The sequence below is a fragment of the Burkholderia sp. Bp8992 genome, from assembly GCF_003853705.1.
In the GTDB taxonomy this organism is placed as follows: Bacteria; Pseudomonadota; Gammaproteobacteria; order Burkholderiales; family Burkholderiaceae; genus Burkholderia.
Map to the genome: position 1 here is coordinate 17,513 of NZ_QTQI01000004.1, position 17,842 is coordinate 35,354.

Annotated in this window: 15 protein-coding genes and 1 other RNA gene; 8 read left to right on the forward strand and 8 right to left on the reverse strand. The window is 66.4% G+C overall.

What is annotated here, in order from left to right; all coding sequences use genetic code 11:
- Positions 1 to 10 precede the first annotated feature (10 nt).
- From DIE03_RS07215 to gyrA, 5 genes are all read right to left on the reverse strand, one after another.
- Positions 11 to 937 (reverse strand): prephenate dehydrogenase/arogenate dehydrogenase family protein, encoded by a 927-nt coding sequence (locus tag DIE03_RS07215; protein ID WP_124448901.1) that lies wholly within the window; start codon positions 935 to 937, stop codon positions 11 to 13.
- 186 nt (positions 938 to 1,123) lie between these two features.
- Positions 1,124 to 2,206, reverse strand: a complete 1,083-nt coding sequence (gene pheA, locus DIE03_RS07220) for a prephenate dehydratase (protein WP_124448903.1) — start codon at positions 2,204 to 2,206, stop codon at positions 1,124 to 1,126.
- Positions 2,207 to 2,239: 33 nt separating this feature from the next.
- Positions 2,240 to 3,322: a 3-phosphoserine/phosphohydroxythreonine transaminase gene (serC, locus tag DIE03_RS07225; RefSeq protein WP_124448905.1), complete on the reverse strand. Its 1,083-nt coding sequence runs from the start codon at positions 3,320 to 3,322 to the stop codon at positions 2,240 to 2,242.
- 155 nt (positions 3,323 to 3,477) lie between these two features.
- Positions 3,478 to 4,077: a DUF2059 domain-containing protein gene (locus DIE03_RS07230; protein WP_006486966.1), complete on the reverse strand. Its 600-nt coding sequence runs from the start codon at positions 4,075 to 4,077 to the stop codon at positions 3,478 to 3,480.
- A gap of 83 nt (positions 4,078 to 4,160) precedes the next feature.
- On the reverse strand, positions 4,161 to 6,764 hold the full coding sequence (gene gyrA, locus DIE03_RS07235) for a DNA gyrase subunit A (RefSeq protein WP_124448907.1): 2,604 nt from the start codon (positions 6,762 to 6,764) through the stop codon (positions 4,161 to 4,163).
- A gap of 528 nt (positions 6,765 to 7,292) precedes the next feature.
- Between gyrA and ompA the strand changes: the two genes are divergently transcribed.
- The 4 genes from ompA to ssrA all read left to right on the forward strand — a co-directional run bounded on the left by ompA (position 7,293) and on the right by ssrA (position 9,927).
- Entirely contained in the window at positions 7,293 to 7,961 is a 669-nt protein-coding gene (gene ompA / locus DIE03_RS07240; protein WP_050011546.1) for an outer membrane protein OmpA, read from the forward strand.
- Between the two features lie 154 nt (positions 7,962 to 8,115).
- Entirely contained in the window at positions 8,116 to 8,814 is a 699-nt protein-coding gene (gene ubiG, locus DIE03_RS07245; protein ID WP_124448909.1) for a bifunctional 2-polyprenyl-6-hydroxyphenol methylase/3-demethylubiquinol 3-O-methyltransferase UbiG, read from the forward strand.
- 13 nt (positions 8,815 to 8,827) lie between these two features.
- Positions 8,828 to 9,541, forward strand: a complete 714-nt coding sequence (gene gph / locus DIE03_RS07250) for a phosphoglycolate phosphatase (protein ID WP_124448911.1) — start codon at positions 8,828 to 8,830, stop codon at positions 9,539 to 9,541.
- A gap of 16 nt (positions 9,542 to 9,557) precedes the next feature.
- Positions 9,558 to 9,927, forward strand: a transfer-messenger RNA (tmRNA) gene (gene ssrA, locus DIE03_RS07255).
- Positions 9,928 to 10,208: 281 nt separating this feature from the next.
- On the opposite strand, the gene DIE03_RS07260 is transcribed toward ssrA, so the two are convergent.
- The 3 genes from DIE03_RS07260 to DIE03_RS07270 all read right to left on the reverse strand — a co-directional run bounded on the left by DIE03_RS07260 (position 10,209) and on the right by DIE03_RS07270 (position 12,400).
- Positions 10,209 to 10,559, reverse strand: coding sequence for a DUF4148 domain-containing protein (locus DIE03_RS07260; protein ID WP_124448913.1), 351 nt, complete (start codon positions 10,557 to 10,559; stop codon positions 10,209 to 10,211).
- A gap of 363 nt (positions 10,560 to 10,922) precedes the next feature.
- Complete coding sequence (locus DIE03_RS07265) at positions 10,923 to 11,192, reverse strand: hypothetical protein (protein WP_124449493.1); 270 nt, start codon at positions 11,190 to 11,192, stop codon at positions 10,923 to 10,925.
- A gap of 101 nt (positions 11,193 to 11,293) precedes the next feature.
- Positions 11,294 to 12,400 (reverse strand): substrate-binding domain-containing protein, encoded by a 1,107-nt coding sequence (locus DIE03_RS07270; protein ID WP_124448915.1) that lies wholly within the window; start codon positions 12,398 to 12,400, stop codon positions 11,294 to 11,296.
- 131 nt (positions 12,401 to 12,531) lie between these two features.
- Here DIE03_RS07270 and DIE03_RS07275 point away from each other — a divergent pair, with 131 nt between their 5' ends.
- From DIE03_RS07275 to DIE03_RS07290, 4 genes are read left to right on the forward strand one after another with little or no spacing between them, the layout of a single operon-like run.
- On the forward strand, positions 12,532 to 13,032 hold the full coding sequence (locus DIE03_RS07275) for an NAD(P)H-dependent oxidoreductase subunit E (RefSeq protein WP_124449495.1): 501 nt from the start codon (positions 12,532 to 12,534) through the stop codon (positions 13,030 to 13,032).
- Positions 13,029 to 14,606: an NADH-quinone oxidoreductase subunit NuoF gene (locus tag DIE03_RS07280; protein WP_124449497.1), complete on the forward strand. Its 1,578-nt coding sequence runs from the start codon at positions 13,029 to 13,031 to the stop codon at positions 14,604 to 14,606. Before DIE03_RS07275 ends, DIE03_RS07280 begins: the two co-directional genes overlap by 4 nt.
- A 17-nt stretch (positions 14,607 to 14,623) precedes the next feature.
- A complete protein-coding gene (gene fdhF / locus DIE03_RS07285; RefSeq protein WP_124448917.1) occupies positions 14,624 to 17,575 on the forward strand; it encodes a formate dehydrogenase subunit alpha in 2,952 nt (983 codons plus the stop codon).
- A gap of 7 nt (positions 17,576 to 17,582) precedes the next feature.
- Complete coding sequence (locus tag DIE03_RS07290) at positions 17,583 to 17,834, forward strand: formate dehydrogenase subunit delta (RefSeq protein WP_124448919.1); 252 nt, start codon at positions 17,583 to 17,585, stop codon at positions 17,832 to 17,834.
- Positions 17,835 to 17,842: the final 8 nt, after the last annotated feature.

Sequence of the window (17,842 nt, forward strand, 5' to 3'; positions counted from 1 at the left end):
AATCGTCCTGTTATTTCTTGACCGGCTCGGCAGCGGGCGCACCGCCGCGCTCCTGCCATGCCTTGCGTGCGGCGCGCGAGCGCGTGAACACGGCTTCGAGCGCCGCGCCGTCGCCGGCGTCGATCGCCTCACGCAGCCGCGCGAGCACGCGCGTGTAGCCGTCGAGTTCGTCGAGCAGCGCCGCGCGGTTCGCGACGCATACGTCGCGCCACATTTCCGGGCTCGACGCCGCGATGCGCGTGAAATCGCGGAAGCCGCCCGCCGCGTACGAGAATTTCAGCTCCGCGTCGGCCTCGCCGAGAATCTGCTCGACGAGCGCGAACGACAGCACGTGCGGCAGATGGCTGATCGACGCGAATACACGATCGTGCTGTTCGGTGTTCATCGTGCGCACGTCGGCGCCGGTTGCACGCCACATCGCGTCGATCCGCGCGACCGCTTCGGGCGCATTCTCGGGCAGCGGGCACAGCACGACGTTGCGACCGACGTACAGGTCCGGCAACGCTGCCTCGACGCCGCTCGACTCGCGGCCGGCAATCGGATGCCCCGGCACGAACTGCGCGATCCGCGCGCCGAGCGCTGCGCGCGCGGCCGCGACGACGTCGGACTTGGTGCTGCCTGCGTCGGTGACGATCGTCGTGTCGTCGAGCCACGGCGCGATGCGCGCGAGCAACGGGCCCGTCTGCGCGACGGGCGCGGCCAGCAGCACGAGATCGGCACCGGCGAGCGCGTCGCGCAACTGCGCGTCGTCGTCGAGCGCCGCCGTGCGATCGATCACGCCGAGCGACAGCGCGCGCTCGACCGAGCTGTGCGAGCGGCCCACGCCGACGATCTCGCCCGCGCCGCCCGGCGCGCGCTCGCGCAGCGCGCGAGCCAGCGAGCCGCCGATCAGGCCGACACCGAAGATGACCAGTTTGTTGAATGCAAAGCCTGACACGACAAGAGCCAAGTTACGCGCGCGAAGCGTCGCCTCGCACGCGGAAATCCAGATTCCGGGTAACGGGCCCGCACCCGGCGCAATCTGCACCGGATACCGCCCGAACCCGCCTTCGGCAGCGCCGACCGGCCTGCCCTGCCCGCCTGGCCGCCGCGCCTGCTCGAGCAGGCGACGGGCCGCCGCGCGTCAGCGTGCGCGCGGATACGAACCGAGTATCTTCAGGAACGCGGCCTTCTGGCCGAGTTCCGCGAGCGCGGCCGCCACCGCCGTATCGTCGCGGTGCCCTTCGATGTCGATGTAGAAGTAGTACTCCCACGTGCCGACACGCGCCGGACGCGACTCGAAACGCGTCATCGACACGCCGTGCCGCGCGAGCGGTTCGAGCAGCTTGAACACGGCGCCCGGCTCGTTCTTCACCGACACGATCAGCGACGTCTGGTCGTGACCGCTTTGGCCGGCCGGCTGCTTGCCGACGATCACGAAGCGCGTGCGGTTGTGCGGATCGTCCTGGATCAGCGAGAACGCGATCTGCAGGCCGTAGTGCGCCGCCGCGCGATCGCCCGCGATTGCCGCGACGGTCGGATCGGCCGCCGCGAGACGCGCGGCCTCGGCATTGCTTGCCACCGCCTGCCGCTCGAGCTGCGGCGCATTCGCCGCAAGCCACTGCTGGCATTGCGCGAGCGCCTGCGCATGGGCGCAGACGCGCTTCACGCCGTCGAGCGTGCCGCTTTGCGTCAGCAGGTTGTGATGGATCGGCAGCGCAAGCTCGCCGCTGATCAGCAGCTGGGTTTGCAGCAGCAGGTCGAGCGTGCGCGACACCGCGCCTTCGGTCGAATTCTCGACCGGCGCGATGCCGAACGCCGACGCGCCGGCCTCGACCGAGCGGAACACCTCGTCGATCGACGGGCACGGCAGCCCTTCGATCGACTGCCCGAAATACTCGAGCATCGCCTGTTCGCTGTACGTGCCGACCGGCCCGAGGAACGCGACGTGGATCGTCTGTTCGAGCGCGCGGCTCGCGGCCATGATCTCGCGCCAGATGGCGCTGATGTGCTCGCTCGCGAGCGGCCCCGCGCTCATGTCCTGCAGCCGCGCGATCACCTGCAGCTCGCGCTCCGGCCGGAACACCGGCGCGTTGAAATGCTTCTTGACCTCGCCCACTTCCAGCGCCACTGCGGCGCGCTGGTTCAAAAGCGCGATCAGCTGCGCGTCGATCGCATCGATGCGATCGCGCAGCGGTTTCAGGCGGGAATTCAGTTCGTCGTCCATGCGTTTTGCCGTGCTGTTTGAACAGCGCCGCCGTCAGGCGCCGCGCTGCTCGAAGTCCTTCATGTACTCGACGAGCGCTTTCACGCCCTCGAGCGGCACCGCGTTGTAGATCGACGCCCGCATGCCGCCGACGGACTTGTGGCCCTTCAGCTGCAGCAGCCCGCGCGCCTTTGCGCCGGCGAGGAAGTCTTCATTGCGCGTTTCGTCGGCCAGGAAAAACGGCACGTTCATCCGCGAACGCGCTGCCGGCTCGACCTTGTTCAGATAGAAACTGCTCGCATCGATCGTGTCGTAGAGCAGCTTCGCTTTTTCGGTATTGCGGGCCTCGATCGCTTCGAGGCCACCCTGCCGCTTCAACCACTGGAACACGAGGCCCGCGATGTAGATCGCGTAGGTGGGCGGCGTGTTGTACAGCGAGTTGTTCGCGGCGATGGTCTTCCATTCGAACGCGGACGGGCAGATCGACAGCGCGCGATCGAGCAGGTCCTCGCGCACGATCACGACCGTCACGCCGGCCATCCCGATGTTCTTCTGCGCGCCGCCGAACAGCACGCCGTACTTCGCGACGTCCATCGGGCGCGACAGGATGTGCGACGAGACATCCGCGACCAGCGGGATGTCGCCGAGATCGGGAATCTCGAATGTCTCGACGCCGTCGATCGTCTCGTTGGTGCACAGATGCACGTAGGCCGGATCATCCGACAGCTGCCATTCGGCGCGCGCGGGCGCACGCGTGAAGCCGCCTTCCGTCTTGCCTGTCGCGGCGAGGTGCGGCGTGCAGAACTTCTTCGCCTCGTTGAACGATTTCTGCGACCACGAGCCCGTCACGACGAAGTCGGCCGTCTTGCGCGAGCCGAGCAGGTTCATCGGCACGATCGCGTTTTCCGCGATGCCGCCGCCCTGCAGGAACAGGATCCGGTGGCTGGCCGGCACGCCGAGCAGGTCGCGCAGGTCGGTCAGCGCGGCCTCGTGGATCGACATGAACTCCTTGCCGCGATGGCTCATCTCCATCACGCTCATGCCGCTGCCGTGCCAGTCGAGCATTTCGTCGGCGGCTTGCCGCAGCACTTCCTCGGGCATCGCCGCAGGACCGGCGGAGAAATTAAAGACGCGCATCGTGAAAACCTCGGAGGGACGCGACCGGCTCGCCGCCGGCAGAACGCGCCAGAAAAGAAATGGCCGCTTGCGCTCGCGCGCAAACGGCCATTATCGCACTGTCGTCAGGCTCCCGCCAAACCCGGCCGAACGGCCGGTGGCGCGCCCGGACAGCTTTACTTGCCCGGCTTGACTGCTGCGACTTCCTTGTCAGCCTGCGTGCGCGTTGCCTGGATCGCTTGCGGCATGTACTTCTGCATCAGGCCGTTGACCACGTCGCGACCGACCTGATCCTGGACCTGGATGAACTTGCGGCCCGTCGGGCTCTTGTAGAACGTCGTCAGATCCTTGATCTCCGACGTGCTGTAGTACTTCGCGTAGGCGTCGTACTGAGCCGACATCGCGTCGCTCTGGAACTGTTGCGTACCGAACACCTTGCCTGCGCCGTCAACCAGCTTCGGCACCGCGTTCTTCTGCAGCGTCGGAACGGCAGCCTGCTTCTGCTTGTCGTTCAGCGTCTTGTTTTCCGACAGCGCGTCCGACAGGATTGCCGGCACGAGTTGCTTGGCCTGCATTTCGGCGCTGTTGCCGATTGCCGACACGAGCTTCGGCGCGTCGATCGCGTCGAGCAGATCCTTGATCGCTGCCTTCTTGTCGGCGTCGATCGGCGCAGCTGCCGCCGGAGCAGCCGGTGCGGAATTCGACAGCGCCTGCGCCATCGCGAACGTCGGCACCAGTGCAGCCAGCAGAACCAGTTGCTTGAATTGCTTTTGCATCATCACTCCCTTTTGGAAATATGAATGGTTGCTCGCCGGCCGCGGCGCTTTTCGCCCGCGGCGGCCAGAGTCTCATCCGTTCTTCAGGCTTCGCCGTCCGACGCCTCGTCGGCCTCGCCCTCTCCCTCTTCGGCCTCGGCGATCTGCTGCAGGCCAGAGAGCTTCGTACCCTCATCGAGACTGATGAGTGTAACACCTTGCGTGGCGCGCCCCATCTCGCGAACCTCGGATACGCGGGTGCGAATCAACACGCCGGCCGTCGTGATCAGCATGATCTGATCCTCGGCATCGACGAGCGTTGCAGCCACGACCTTGCCGTTGCGCTCGGACGTCTGGATCGCGATCATACCCTTCGTACCGCGGCCATGGCGCGTGTACTCGGTGATCGGCGTGCGCTTGCCGTAGCCATTTTCGGTTGCGGTGAGCACGGTCTGCTCCTCGCTGCCGGCAACCAGCATCGCGATGACCTGCTGCCCGTCCTCGAGCTGCATGCCGCGCACGCCACGCGCCTCGCGCCCCATCGGACGCACGTCGTTCTCGTCGAAACGCACGGCCTTGCCGGCGTCGGAGAACAGCATCACGTCGTGCGCGCCGTCGGTGATCGACGCACCGATCAGGTAGTCGCCTTCGTCGAGGCCGACCGCGATGATGCCCTTCTTCATCGGGCGGCTGAACGCTTCGAGCGGCGTCTTCTTCACGGTGCCGAGCGACGTCGCCATGAAGATGAACTTGTCGGCCGAGAATTCCTTGACCGGCAGCACGACGTTGATCTTCTCGCCTTCCTGCAGCGGGAACATGTTGACGATCGGGCGGCCGCGCGAGTTGCGCGAACCCTGCGGCACTTCATAGACCTTGACCCAGTACACGCGGCCGCGGTTCGAGAAGCACAGGATGTAGTCGTGCGTGTTCGCGATGAACAGCGTCTCGATCCAGTCGTCTTCCTTCATCTGCGTCGCCTGCTTGCCGCGGCCGCCGCGCTTCTGCGCGCGGTACTCGGACAGCGGCTGCGACTTCACGTAGCCCGCGTGCGACATCGTGACGACCATGTCCTGCGGCGTGATCAGATCCTCGGTGTTCAGCTCGGTCGCGTTCAGCTCGATCTTCGAGCGGCGCGCGTCGCCGAATTCGGCCTTCACCGAGGTCAGCTCCTCGCCGATCATCGTCGTGATCCGCTCGGGGCGCGCAAGGATGTCCAGCAGGTCGGCGATCTGCGCCATCACTTCGCGGTACTCGCCGATGATCTTGTCCTGCTCGAGGCCGGTCAGGCGCTGCAGGCGCATCTGCAGGATTTCCTGCGCCTGCGTGTCGGACAGGCGGTACAGCCCGTCGGTCTGCATCCCGAACGCCGGGTTCAGGCCTTCCGGACGGTACGCCGAACGGCCGCCGGCCGCCGCGTTCTCGCTCTCGGCGCGCGTCAGCATCTCGCGCACGAGCGACGAATCCCACGGCTTCGCCATCAGTTCCTGCTTCGCGATCGGCGGCGTCGGCGCGGCCTTGATGATCGCGATGAATTCGTCGATGTTCGCGAGCGCAACCGCGAGACCTTCGAGCACGTGGCCGCGTTCGCGGGCCTTGCGCAGTTCGTAGATCGTGCGGCGCGTCAGCACTTCCCGCCGGTGCGACAGGAAGCACTGCAGGATTTCCTTCAGGTTCAGCAGCTTCGGCTGGCCGTCGACGAGCGCGACCATGTTCATGCCGAACGTGTCCTGGAGCTGCGTCGCCTTGTACAGGTTGTTCAGCACCACTTCCGGCACTTCGCCGCGCTTGAGCTCGATCACGACGCGCATGCCGCTCTTGTCGGACTCGTCGCGGATGTCGGAGATGCCCTCGAGCTTCTTCTCGTTGACGAGCTCGGCGATCCGCTCGAGCAGCGAGCGCTTGTTCACCTGGTACGGCAGCTCGTCGACGATGATCGCCATCCGCTGGCCGCGGTCGATCTCCTCGAAGTGCGTGGCCGCGCGCATCACGACGCGGCCGCGCCCGGTGCGGTAGCCGTCGCGCACGCCGGCGACGCCGTAGATGATGCCGGCCGTCGGGAAGTCCGGCGCCGGGATGATCTCGATCAGCTCGTCGATCGTCGCTTCCGGGTTGCCCAGCAGGTGCTGGCACGCGTCGACGACTTCGTTCAGGTTGTGCGGCGGGATGTTGGTCGCCATGCCGACCGCGATGCCCGACGAGCCGTTGATCAGCAGGTTCGGGATGCGCGACGGCAGGACCGACGGCTGCGTTTCGTTGCCGTCGTAGTTCGGCTCGAAATCGACCGTTTCCTTGTCGATGTCGGCGAGCAGCTCGTGACCGATCTTCGCCATGCGAATTTCGGTGTAACGCATCGCCGCGGCGTTGTCGCCGTCGATCGAGCCGAAGTTGCCCTGCCCGTCGATCAGCATGTAGCGCAGCGAGAAGTCCTGCGCCATCCGCACGATCGTGTCGTAGACCGCGGTATCGCCGTGAGGGTGGTATTTACCGATCACGTCGCCGACGATACGCGCCGACTTCTTGTACGCGCGGTTCCAGTCGTTGTTCAGTTCGTGCATCGCGAACAATACGCGCCGGTGCACGGGCTTCAGGCCGTCGCGGACATCCGGGAGGGCACGTCCGACGATCACGCTCATCGCGTAATCGAGATACGAACGGCGCATTTCCTCCTCTAGGGAGGTGGGCAGGGTCTCTTTGGCGAATTGATCCATGTATCCGTATCGTTTCGGAGCGAAGACGGCGAACGCCTTTCGCGTGGGCGCTGCATGCGCAACGCAACGCGAGATTCTAACATGCGCCCATCAGCCGCCAATTCGCCACCCCCTCTATATATAAATAGCAAAAATCGCGGCGACGGCGATTCGACCGAAATCGCCTGCGACCCCACGTCGCACGCCATCCCGCCCCGCTTGTTTCACGCGCGCAAGTAAACAACCGCGCACACTCGCGCAATTTCACCGACACACTCTTGACAATCTCTAAAAGTTACGGCAGGCCGGTGTTGCGCATGCACCACAAAGTTGGAGCGATCTTAGGGTGGGGAGGATTTTTTTTCGTAGGAAGGGAACGATATGGCAAAATGCCAACGCACTGAAAGTTAGACGCTGCTCGAAGTCTACACAGGAGCGGCGCCGCGTTTTTTGTGCCGCACCAATGTTATACTTCGAGCAATGTATGACTTGTCACCGTCAACAGGCTCGCAGTAAACCTGCGGTAATCTCAATTTCGAGAGGAGAAATATGAATAAACTTTCAAAGCTCGCGTTCATTGCAGCTACCGCAGTTATGGCTGCATCCGCTTCGGCACAGTCGGTGCCGGCGTCGCGCCAAGCCGTCAATGACAACTGGGTGAACGGCACGGGCGAATGGGTGTGGATGAACGGCACGAACGAGCTCTGCTGGCGCGATGCGTTCTGGACGCCGGCCACCGCCAACGCGAAGTGCGATGGCGCACTGGTCGCCCAGGCACCGCAACCGCCGGTCGCTCCGGTCGCTCCGGCCATCACGAGCCAGAAGATCACGTATCAAGCTGACGCACTGTTCGACTTCGACAAGGCAACGCTCAAGCCGCTGGGCAAGCAAAAGCTGGACGAACTGTCGTCGAAGATCCAGGGCATGAACACGGAAGTGGTCGTCGCAACGGGCTACACGGACCGCATCGGTTCGGACAAGTACAACGACCGTCTGTCGCTGCGCCGTGCGCAAGCCGTGAAGTCGTACCTGGTCAGCAAGGGTGTGCCGGCCAACAAGATCTACACGGAAGGCAAGGGCAAGCGCAACCCGGTTACGACGGGCTGCAACCAGAAGAACCGCAAGCAACTCATCGCCTGCCTCGCACCGGACCGCCGCGTGGAAGTCGAAGTGGTTGGTACGCAAGAAGTCCAGAAGACGACCGTTCCGGCAAACTAAGCCGCGGTTTTCGACTGCTTCAAAGCCCCGCTCCGGCGGGGCTTTTTCTTTGACGCCCGACCGGGCGCTCGCCGCTTCGCCGCTCGTCCGCTTCTTATATACTCGGGTCTGACGAACCGCAGCACCGCCCTCCCCCCGTAGCCCGTTTGCCGACATGACCAACGCCGATCCGCACGAACTCCAGAAATTCAGCGACCTCGCCCACCGGTGGTGGGATCCGAATGCCGAATTCAAGCCGCTGCACGACCTGAACCCGGTCCGGCTCGGCTGGATCGACGCGCACGCGCACCTGGCCGGCAAGCGCGCACTCGACATCGGCTGCGGCGGCGGCATCCTGTCCGAATCGATGGCCGGGCTCGGCGCCCAGGTGAAGGGCATCGACCTGTCGACCGAAGCGCTCGGCGTCGCCGACCTGCACAGCCTCGAAAGCGGCATCACGGTCGACTACGAGGCCATCGCCGCCGAAGCGATCGCCGCGCGCGAACCGGGCACCTACGACGTCGTCACCTGCATGGAAATGCTCGAGCACGTGCCGTCGCCCGGCGATGTCGTCGCCGCATGCGCGACGCTCGTGAAGCCGGGCGGCTGGGTGTTCTTCTCGACGCTGAACCGCAACCTGAAGTCCTACCTGTTCGCGGTGATCGGCGCGGAGTACATCGCACAGATGCTGCCGAAGGGCACGCACGACTACGCGCGCTTCATCCGCCCGTCGGAACTGGCCGGCTTCGTGCGCGCGACGGATCTGCACATCGTGGAGATCAAGGGCATCACGTATCACCCGATCGGCAAGCGCTTCGCGCTGTCGAACGACACCGACATCAACTACCTCATCGCGTGCCGCCGCGCCGCGTGACCTTTCGACCGGCATGACGACTCCCCTTTTCACCGCGCGGGCGGCAGACGAACCGCGCCTGCTGCACTGCGATGCCGTGTTGTTCGACCTCGACGGCACGCTTGCCGATACGGCGCCCGATCTCGCGGCGGCCGTCAACAAGATGCAGCGCGAGCGCGGCCTGCCCGAAACGTCGCTCGACGTGTTGCGGCCGCTGGCTTCGGCCGGCGCGCGCGGCCTGCTCGGCGGCGCGTTCGGCATCGATCCGCACACGCCCGGCTACGAAGCGATGCGCGACGAGTTCCTGGCCAACTACGCGACGGATCTTTGCGTGCATACAACGCTGTTCCCGGGCATCGGCGACGTGCTCGACGAACTCGATGCGCGCGGTGTGCGCTGGGGTATCGTCACGAACAAGGCGATGCGGCTCACGGCGCCGCTCGTCGACCTGCTCGGCCTCGCACCGCGCGCGGCCTGCATCGTCGGGGGCGACACAACGCCGCACCCGAAGCCGCACCCGGCCCCGCTGCTGCACGCAGCCGACCAGTTGACGATCGCGCCCGCGCGCATCGTCTACGTCGGCGACGACCTGCGCGACATTCAGGCCGGCAGCGCCGCCGGCATGGCGACGGTCGCGGCCGCGTACGGCTATTGCGGCGACGGCGTCGCACCGGCCGACTGGCAAGCGCAGCATCTCGTCGATACGACGCAGGAACTGCGCGAACTGTTGCGCGATGTTGGGCTATAATGATTGATCTTACCGCGGGGGCGACCTGGTTTCGACAGGGGTTGTGAAGCGGCTAGGGCATGTCGAGGACCCGTCACCTCGTTAATCAATGGGAAAATCGTAACTGCAAACGACGATACGTTCGCACTGGCAGCCTAACGGCCGCCGTCCTCTGCCTAGTTCACTGACGGGCTAGTGTCGCAAGACCGGTAGCAATACCGCCAGAGGTCATTTACGTCAGTTAAGCCCTGTCGGCGTCGCGACGCCAGGGTCGAAAACCTAGCGAATCGCCGTAGTGCAGCGTGTTCGTCCGCGTCGCTGCGGTTAAATCAAAAGACTGGACTAAACATGTAGAACTAGTCGTGGAGCGCTTCTGGACGCGGGTTCGATTCCCGCCGCCTCCACCAAATTCCGCGCTCGTCGCACGAACCCCGCATGACGCAAGTCTGCGGGGTTTTTTGTTGCCGCGACACGCATGCACCGCTCTCCTGCCGAAAAAGCGCCCAGCCACGGACGGGCGGCCGGGCGGAATGCCGCCGGTGCTCCGGCGGCAGGAGGTAACGGATGGTCAGCCGCACCCGCGCAGTCGTTGGCTGCGCCTGGCGGCCAGCCCGGCTATCGCGGCCTCGGGCACGACGCGTCGTCGCACTCGGCGCTCGCGTACACCGGGCATACGCGACTACGCGACTTAGCTGCCGCGATACAGCGACTTCATTTCTTCAGCACTGGCCGGACGCACGCCCATCGCGCGCGAACCCGACGCCGATGCGCCCTGGGCCTGCGCACCGTAGCCGCTGGCGTCGGCGCCCTGCGCTTGCGCCAGCGCACGCTGCTGCTCCGCAACACGGGCCGTGGCAGCCTGGATCGCTTCCGGGTAGTGCGGATCTTCGCCGCGAGCGGAGTTGTAACCGGCCTGCTGGAGCTGCACCAGCTCGGCACGGACCTGCGCGCGGGTGATCGTCGAGCCCGGCTGGGCGAACGACACGACCGGGGCAACGAGAGCGGCGGCGACGACAACGGCTTGAACGAGCGACTTCATGATGACCTACCTCCAGATTTGTCTGTGTTCGCGGTGAACACCTTGTTCATCGCTGACAAATCGAAGTTTATGTAGGCGGATGCTTAAGAATAAGGCGGGTTTCTGGAAGACATCCTTCCTGAATTACGGGTTAACCCTATATTAATTGTGGGGACGGCGAGTCGCGCAGGCGGTGGCTTCGCCCGGCAACTCATTGCATGAAGGCCTGCCGAAAAGCATGAGCCCCGCGAAGCGGCAATGCTTCGCAGGGCTCGAATTCGATCTGATCCGGAGACGTCACTCATGCGCCCGTCGATCGCTCGATCGGGCCGTCGCGCGAAAGTACGGCGCTCCGCCCCGGGCACGAACGCGCCAGTCGACGTATTACTGGGTGTCCATCGGGCACTTCAGGTTGCAGCCGTTCGGGTCGCCGAGATCGCCCTTGCGGCGCAACGCCGACTTCTTGCTGCCCTGGTATTTCTGCGACGGCGCCGACGCCGCGAAAGGCATCTGCGGATGCTCGTTCAACCGAAACTGTTCACTCAGGATGCCGCCGGGCACACCCGGGGAATTCTGCGCGAGCGCAAACGGCGAAGCGACGACCAGCAGCCCCGCGGTCAACGCTGCCGCGGCGAGGGGAACGGAAAATTTCATGGCGGAATGACGCCTGAACGGCGTGCTTGTTGGAACGTTGATCAAGCGGCAAGCGTAGCGTAAATCCCCTGCTGCTGCAGCGCGGCTCGATCGCGTCCTCGTTACCGCGGGTTGCCGTGCTGCGCGTGCGTGCCGTCGTCGCCGGCCAGCCCGGTCGCGACGCTCGTCAGCGTGCCGCACGCGGCCGGATCGTAGCCGTCCAGATGGGCGACGCGCTCGACGAAACGTGCGTCGCGCAGCAGCGCCAGCACGTCGGCGAGCGGTCGCGCGTCGAGCCGCGCACGCTCGCACGCGAAGTAATAGTCCTCGTCGACGACGGGAATGAAGTCGAGCCCGAAATGATGGGCGGCCGGCTCGACGCCGAAGCCGAGATCGGCCATCCCGCTCGCGACGAACGCCGCGATCGCCGAATGCGTAAGCTCGGCCGATGCGTAGCCGTCGATGCGCTCGGGATCGATGCCGATCGCGCGCAGCGCGAGGTCCAGCAGCATGCGCGTGCCCGACCCCGGCTGCCGGTTGACGAAGCGGATGTCGTTGCGCGCGAGATCCGCGAGCCCGCGGACCTGCTTCGGGTTGCCGCGCGGCACGAACAGCCCCTGCTGGCGGCGCGTCAAGTGGATCAGCACGTGGCGCGTGTCGTCGAGCCACGGCTGGTAGATCTGCGCGCACTGCGCGCGAAACGCGCCGCGCGGCAGATGGAAGCCGGCCAGTTCGCATTCGCCGCGCGCGAGCGCCTGGACGGCCTCGACGCTCTCGCGATACTTGATGTCGACGGCAGCGTGCGCATCGACGAGCGCGGACACGAGCGTCGCGACCGCGTAGCCGTGCGACGCGTGAATGCGCACGGCGCCGTCGCGCTGCGCGAGCCGCCGGTTCAGGTCGCTCGCCACTTCGGCCGCCAGCATGCGCAAATTCCCGTCGAGCCGGCTGCGCGCGAGACGCTGCGCATCGACGACCGCCTGCCCGAGCGCCGACAACGTCGACCCCTTGCCGCGCGCCGTTTCGATCAGCTCACCGCCAATGCACGCCTCCAGCGCGCGAAGCATGCCCCACGCGTGCCGATACGACAGCCCCTTGGCCTGCGCCGCCTGCGCAATGCTGCCCGTGTCGGCCACGAGTTCCAGCAACGGCGCGACGTCCGACAGGCTGGCCGACCGGCCTTCCGTGTCGCGTACGGTCAGATACGCGTCGCATTCGATCCGAATCAATTATGCACTCCGATTTCCTATTGCGACCGCGAAATCTTCCGCTTATCGTTGGTCAAAATCAATCAGAACGAAGTCGCGGTGCGCACTATATGAATTTCGAGCGCATATGAGACTTTGGAGGAGCATAACCGATGTCCCCGAATTCCCCTGCGCCCGACGCGCTGGTCGAGCGTCATGCGCGCGCCGGCCAGTCGCTCGTCGCGATCCTGCACGCGATCCAGGACGACGCCGGCTACGTGCCGCCGGGCTGCGTCGCGCCGCTCGCCAAGGCACTCAACCTGTCGCGCGCGGAAGTCCACGGCGTACTGACCTACTACCATCACTTCCGCACCGCGCCGCCCGCGCGCGTGACGATCCAGATGTGCCGCGCCGAAGCATGCCGCAGCATGGGCTGCGAAACGCTCGCCGCACACGCGGAAGCACGCACGGGCTGCCGGTTCGACGCGGCGCACGGCGAGGCCGCGGCTGCGCACGCGCCGGACGCCGTCGCGCTCGAATCGGTGTACTGCCTCGGCCTGTGTGCGCAGTCGCCGTCGCTGACGGTCAACGGCGTGCTGCACGCGAAGGTCACGCCGGAGAAATTCGACGCGCTGCTCGCCGACGCTGTCGCCCGCACGCCGGAGGCCGCATGACGACCCGCATCTACGTTCCGCGCGATTCGTCCGCGCTGGCGCTCGGCGCCGACGCGCTCGCGGCTGCGATCGTCGCGGAAGCCGAACGGCGCGGCGTCGCGATCGAACTGGTCCGCAACGGCTCGCGCGGGCTGCTGTGGCTGGAGCCGCTCGTCGAGGTCGGCACGGCCGCGGGCCGCGTCGGCTACGCGAACCTGTCGGCCGCCGACGTGCCGTCGCTGTTCGACGCCAACTGGCTGGACGGCGGCACGCACCCGAGCGCGGTCGGCCTCGTCGATGCGCTGCCCTATCTCGCGCGCCAGCAGCGCCTCACGTTCGCACGCATCGGCCTGACCGATCCGCTGTCGATCGACGACTACCTGCAACACGAAGGCCTCGCGGGCCTGAAGAACGCGCTCGCGCTCGATGGCGATGCCGCGTGCGAGACGCTGCTCGAATCGGGGCTGCGCGGCCGCGGCGGCGCGGCGTTCCCGGCCGGCATCAAGTGGCGCACCGTGCGCAACGCGCGCGCCGCGCAGAAGTACGTCGTCTGCAACGCGGACGAAGGCGATTCGGGCACGTTCTCCGACCGCCTGCTCATGGAATGCGATCCGTACTGCCTGATCGAAGGGATGATCATCGCGGGCATCGCGACGGGCGCGACGATCGGCTACATCTACGTGCGCAGCGAATACCCGCACGCGATTGCCACGCTCGAAGCCGCGATCGGCCGCGCCCGCGAAGCCGGCTGGCTCGGCGACCGCGTACTCGGCTCCGCGCACGCGTTCGAGCTGCACGTCGCGAAAGGCGCGGGCTCGTACGTGTGCGGCGAGGAAACGGCGCTGCTCGAATCGCTCGAGGGCAAACGCGGCGTCGTGCGCGCGAAGCCGCCGCTGCCCGCGCTCGCCGGCCTGTTCGGCCAGCCGACCGTCATCAACAACGTGATCACGCTCGCGACGGCGCCCGTGATCTTCGCGCGCGGCGCGGCGTTCTATCGCGACTACGGGATGGGTCGCTCGCGCGGCACGCTACCGTTCCAGCTCGCGGGCAACATCCGCCAGGGCGGCCTCGTCGAGCTCGCATTCGGCGTCACGCTGCGCGAACTGCTGTTCGACTTCGGCGGCGGCACGGCCAGCGGCCGGCCGGCGCGCGCCGCGCAGGTCGGCGGCCCGCTCGGCACCTACCTGCCCGACCATCAGTGGGACGTGCCGCTCGACTACGAAGCGTATACGGCGATCGGCGCGGTCGTGGGCCACGGCGGCATCGTGCTGCACGACGACACGTCGAACCTCGCCGAGCTGGCCGAATACGCGATGAAGTTCTGCGCGATCGAATCGTGCGGCAAATGCACGCCGTGCCGGATCGGTTCGACGCGCGGCGTCGAGACGATCGCACGGATCCGCGACGGCGACACGTCGGAGCGCCAGGTCACGCTGCTGCGCGACCTGTGCGACACGATGCTGGCCGGCTCGCTGTGCGCGATGGGCGGGATGACGCCGTACCCGGTGCTGTCCGCACTCGACCATTTCCCCGAAGATTTCGGGCTCGCTGCCGGCCAGGATGCCGCGTCGGGTCCGGTCAAGGCTGCGGCCTGACCCAGAAGGAGCCCTGCATGTCCCTCGACACGAACAACGTCCGCCAAGGCGGCTGCGGCTCGGGCCAATGCGCGTGCAAGAGCGCCGCGCAGGCGCGCGAGCGCGACCCGTTCGACGATACCGATTACGGCACGCCGCACCGGCATGCCGATACCGACGTCACGCTCGAAATCGACGGCCAGCCGGTGACGGTCCCGGCCGGCACGTCGGTGATGCGCGCGGCGATCGAGGCCGGCGTCAACGTCCCGAAGCTCTGCGCAACCGATTCGCTCGAACCGTTCGGCTCGTGCCGGCTGTGCCTCGTCGAGATCGAAGGCCGGCGCGGTTATCCGGCGTCGTGCACGACGCCGGCCGAAGCCGGCATGAAAGTGCGCACGCAGTCGGACCGGCTGCAGTCGCTGCGCCGCAACGTGATGGAGCTGTACATCTCCGACCATCCGCTCGACTGCCTCACCTGCCCCGCCAACGGCGACTGCGAGCTGCAGGACATGGCGGGCGTGGTCGGGCTGCGTGAAGTGCGCTACGGCTTCGACGGCGCGAATCACCTGAAAGACCGCAAGGACGAATCGAACCCGTACTTCACGTACGACCCGTCGAAGTGCATCGTCTGCAACCGCTGCGTGCGCGCATGCGAGGAAACACAGGGCACGTTCGCGCTGACGATCGCCGCGCGCGGTTTCGAATCGCGCGTCGCCGCGGGCGAAAGCGAATCGTTCATGGCGTCGGAATGCGTGTCGTGCGGCGCGTGCGTCGCCGCATGCCCGACGGCCACGCTGCAGGAAAAGACCGTCGTGCAGCTCGGGCAGGCCGAACACTCGGTCGTCACGACCTGCGCGTACTGCGGCGTCGGCTGCTCGTTCAAGGCCGAGATGAAGGGCACGCAGGTCGTGCGCATGACGCCGCACAAGAACGGCCTCGCGAACGAAGGCCACGCGTGCGTGAAGGGACGTTTCGCATGGGGCTACGCGACGCACAAGGACCGCATCACGAAGCCGATGATCCGCGAGAAGATCACCGATCCGTGGCGCGAGGTGAGCTGGGACGAAGCACTCACGTACGCGGCGACGCAATTCCGCAAGCTGCAGCAGAAGTACGGCCGCGATTCGATCGGCGGCATCACGTCGTCGCGCTGCACGAACGAGGAAACCTATCTCGTGCAGAAGCTCGTTCGCGCCGCGTTCGGCAACAACAACGTCGATACCTGCGCACGCGTATGCCATTCGCCGACCGGCTATGGCCTGAAGACGACGCTCGGCGAATCGGCCGGCACGCAGACGTTCGCATCGGTCGGCCAGGCCGACGTGATCGTCGTGATGGGCGCGAACCCGACCGACGGCCACCCGGTGTTCGGCTCGCGGATGAAGCGCCGCGTGCGCGAAGGCGCGAAGCTGATCGTGATCGACCCGCGCCGCATCGACGTCGTCGACGGCCCGCACGTGAAGGCCACGCATCACCTGCAGCTGCGCCCCGGCACCAACGTCGCGATCGTCAACGCGCTCGCGCACGTGATCGTCACCGAAGGGCTCGTTGCCGATGCATTCGTCGCCGAGCGCTGCGACACGCGCGCGTTCGAGCAATGGCGCGAATTCGTGTCGCGCGACGAAAATTCACCGGAAGCCACCGCCGACGTGACGGGCGTGCCGGCCGAGCGCGTGCGCGAAGCCGCGCGCCTCTACGCGACGGGCGGCAATGCCGCGATCTATTACGGGCTGGGCGTCACCGAACACGCGCAGGGCTCGACGACGGTAATGGGCATCGCGAACCTCGCGATGGCGACCGGCAACATCGGCCGCGAAGGCGTCGGCGTCAATCCGCTGCGCGGCCAGAACAACGTGCAGGGTTCGTGCGACATGGGCTCGTTCCCGCACGAACTGCCCGGCTACCGGCACATCAGCGACGAGGTCGTGCGCACGCAGTTCGAACAGGCGTGGTCGGCCACGCTGCAGCCGGAGCCGGGGCTGCGCATCCCGAACATGTTCGATGCCGCGCTCGACGGCAGCTTCAAGGGGCTCTACTGCCAGGGCGAGGACATCGTCCAGTCGGACCCGAACACGCAGCACGTCGCGGCCGCGCTGTCGGCGATGGAATGCATCGTCGTGCAGGACATCTTCCTGAACGAGACCGCAAAGTACGCACACGTGCTGCTGCCGGGCTCGACGTTCCTCGAGAAGGACGGCACGTTCACGAACGCCGAGCGCCGCATCTCGCGCGTGCGCAAGGTGATGCCGCCGCTCGCGGGCTACGCGGACTGGGAAGTGACGCTGCTGCTGTCGCAGGCGCTCGGCTACGACATGCACTACACGCATCCGTCGGAAATCATGGACGAGATCGCGCGGCTCACACCGACCTTCTCGGGCGTGTCGTACGAGAAGCTCGACGCACTCGGCAGCATCCAGTGGCCCTGCAACGAACACGCGCCGGAAGGTACGCCGACCATGCACATCGACGCGTTCGTGCGCGGCAAGGGCCGATTCGTGATCACCAAGTTCATTCCGACGCCGGAAAAGGTCACGCAGCGCTACCCGCTGATCCTGACGACGGGCCGCATCCTGTCGCAATACAACGTCGGCGCGCAGACGCGCCGGACCGAAAACGTCCGGTGGCACGAGGAGGACCGCCTCGAGATCCATCCGCACGACGCGCAGGATCGCGGGATCCGGAGCGACGACTGGGTCGGCATCGAATCGCGCGCCGGGCACACGGTGCTGCGCGCGCTCGTGACGAAGCGCATGCAGCCGGGTGTCGTGTACACGACGTTCCACTTCCCCGAATCGGGCGCGAACGTGATCACGACCGACAGCTCCGACTGGGCGACGAACTGCCCGGAATACAAGGTGACGGCCGTGCAGGTGATGCCGGTCGCGCAGCCGTCCGACTGGCAGCGTGCGTACGCGCGCTTCAACGCGGAGCAGATCGACCTGCTCGAGCGCCGCGCGGCCACGCCCGACACCGTGACGACAGGCAAGTGAGGCAGCGATGGACCACGAACACCTGATCGACATGGCCAACCAGATCGGCGCATTCTTCGAATCGATGCCCGATCGCGACGAAGCGCTGGCCGGCATCGCCGATCATATCCGGCGCTTCTGGGAACCGCGGATGCGCCGCGCGTTGCTCGCCGCGCTCGACGATCCGTCGGGCGAAGGCGCGCAACGCGCGGCACCGGTCGTGCGCGACGCGATCGCCGCGCACCGCGCATCGCTCGTGCCCGCCGTCGCGAGCGCCTGAGCGCGCCG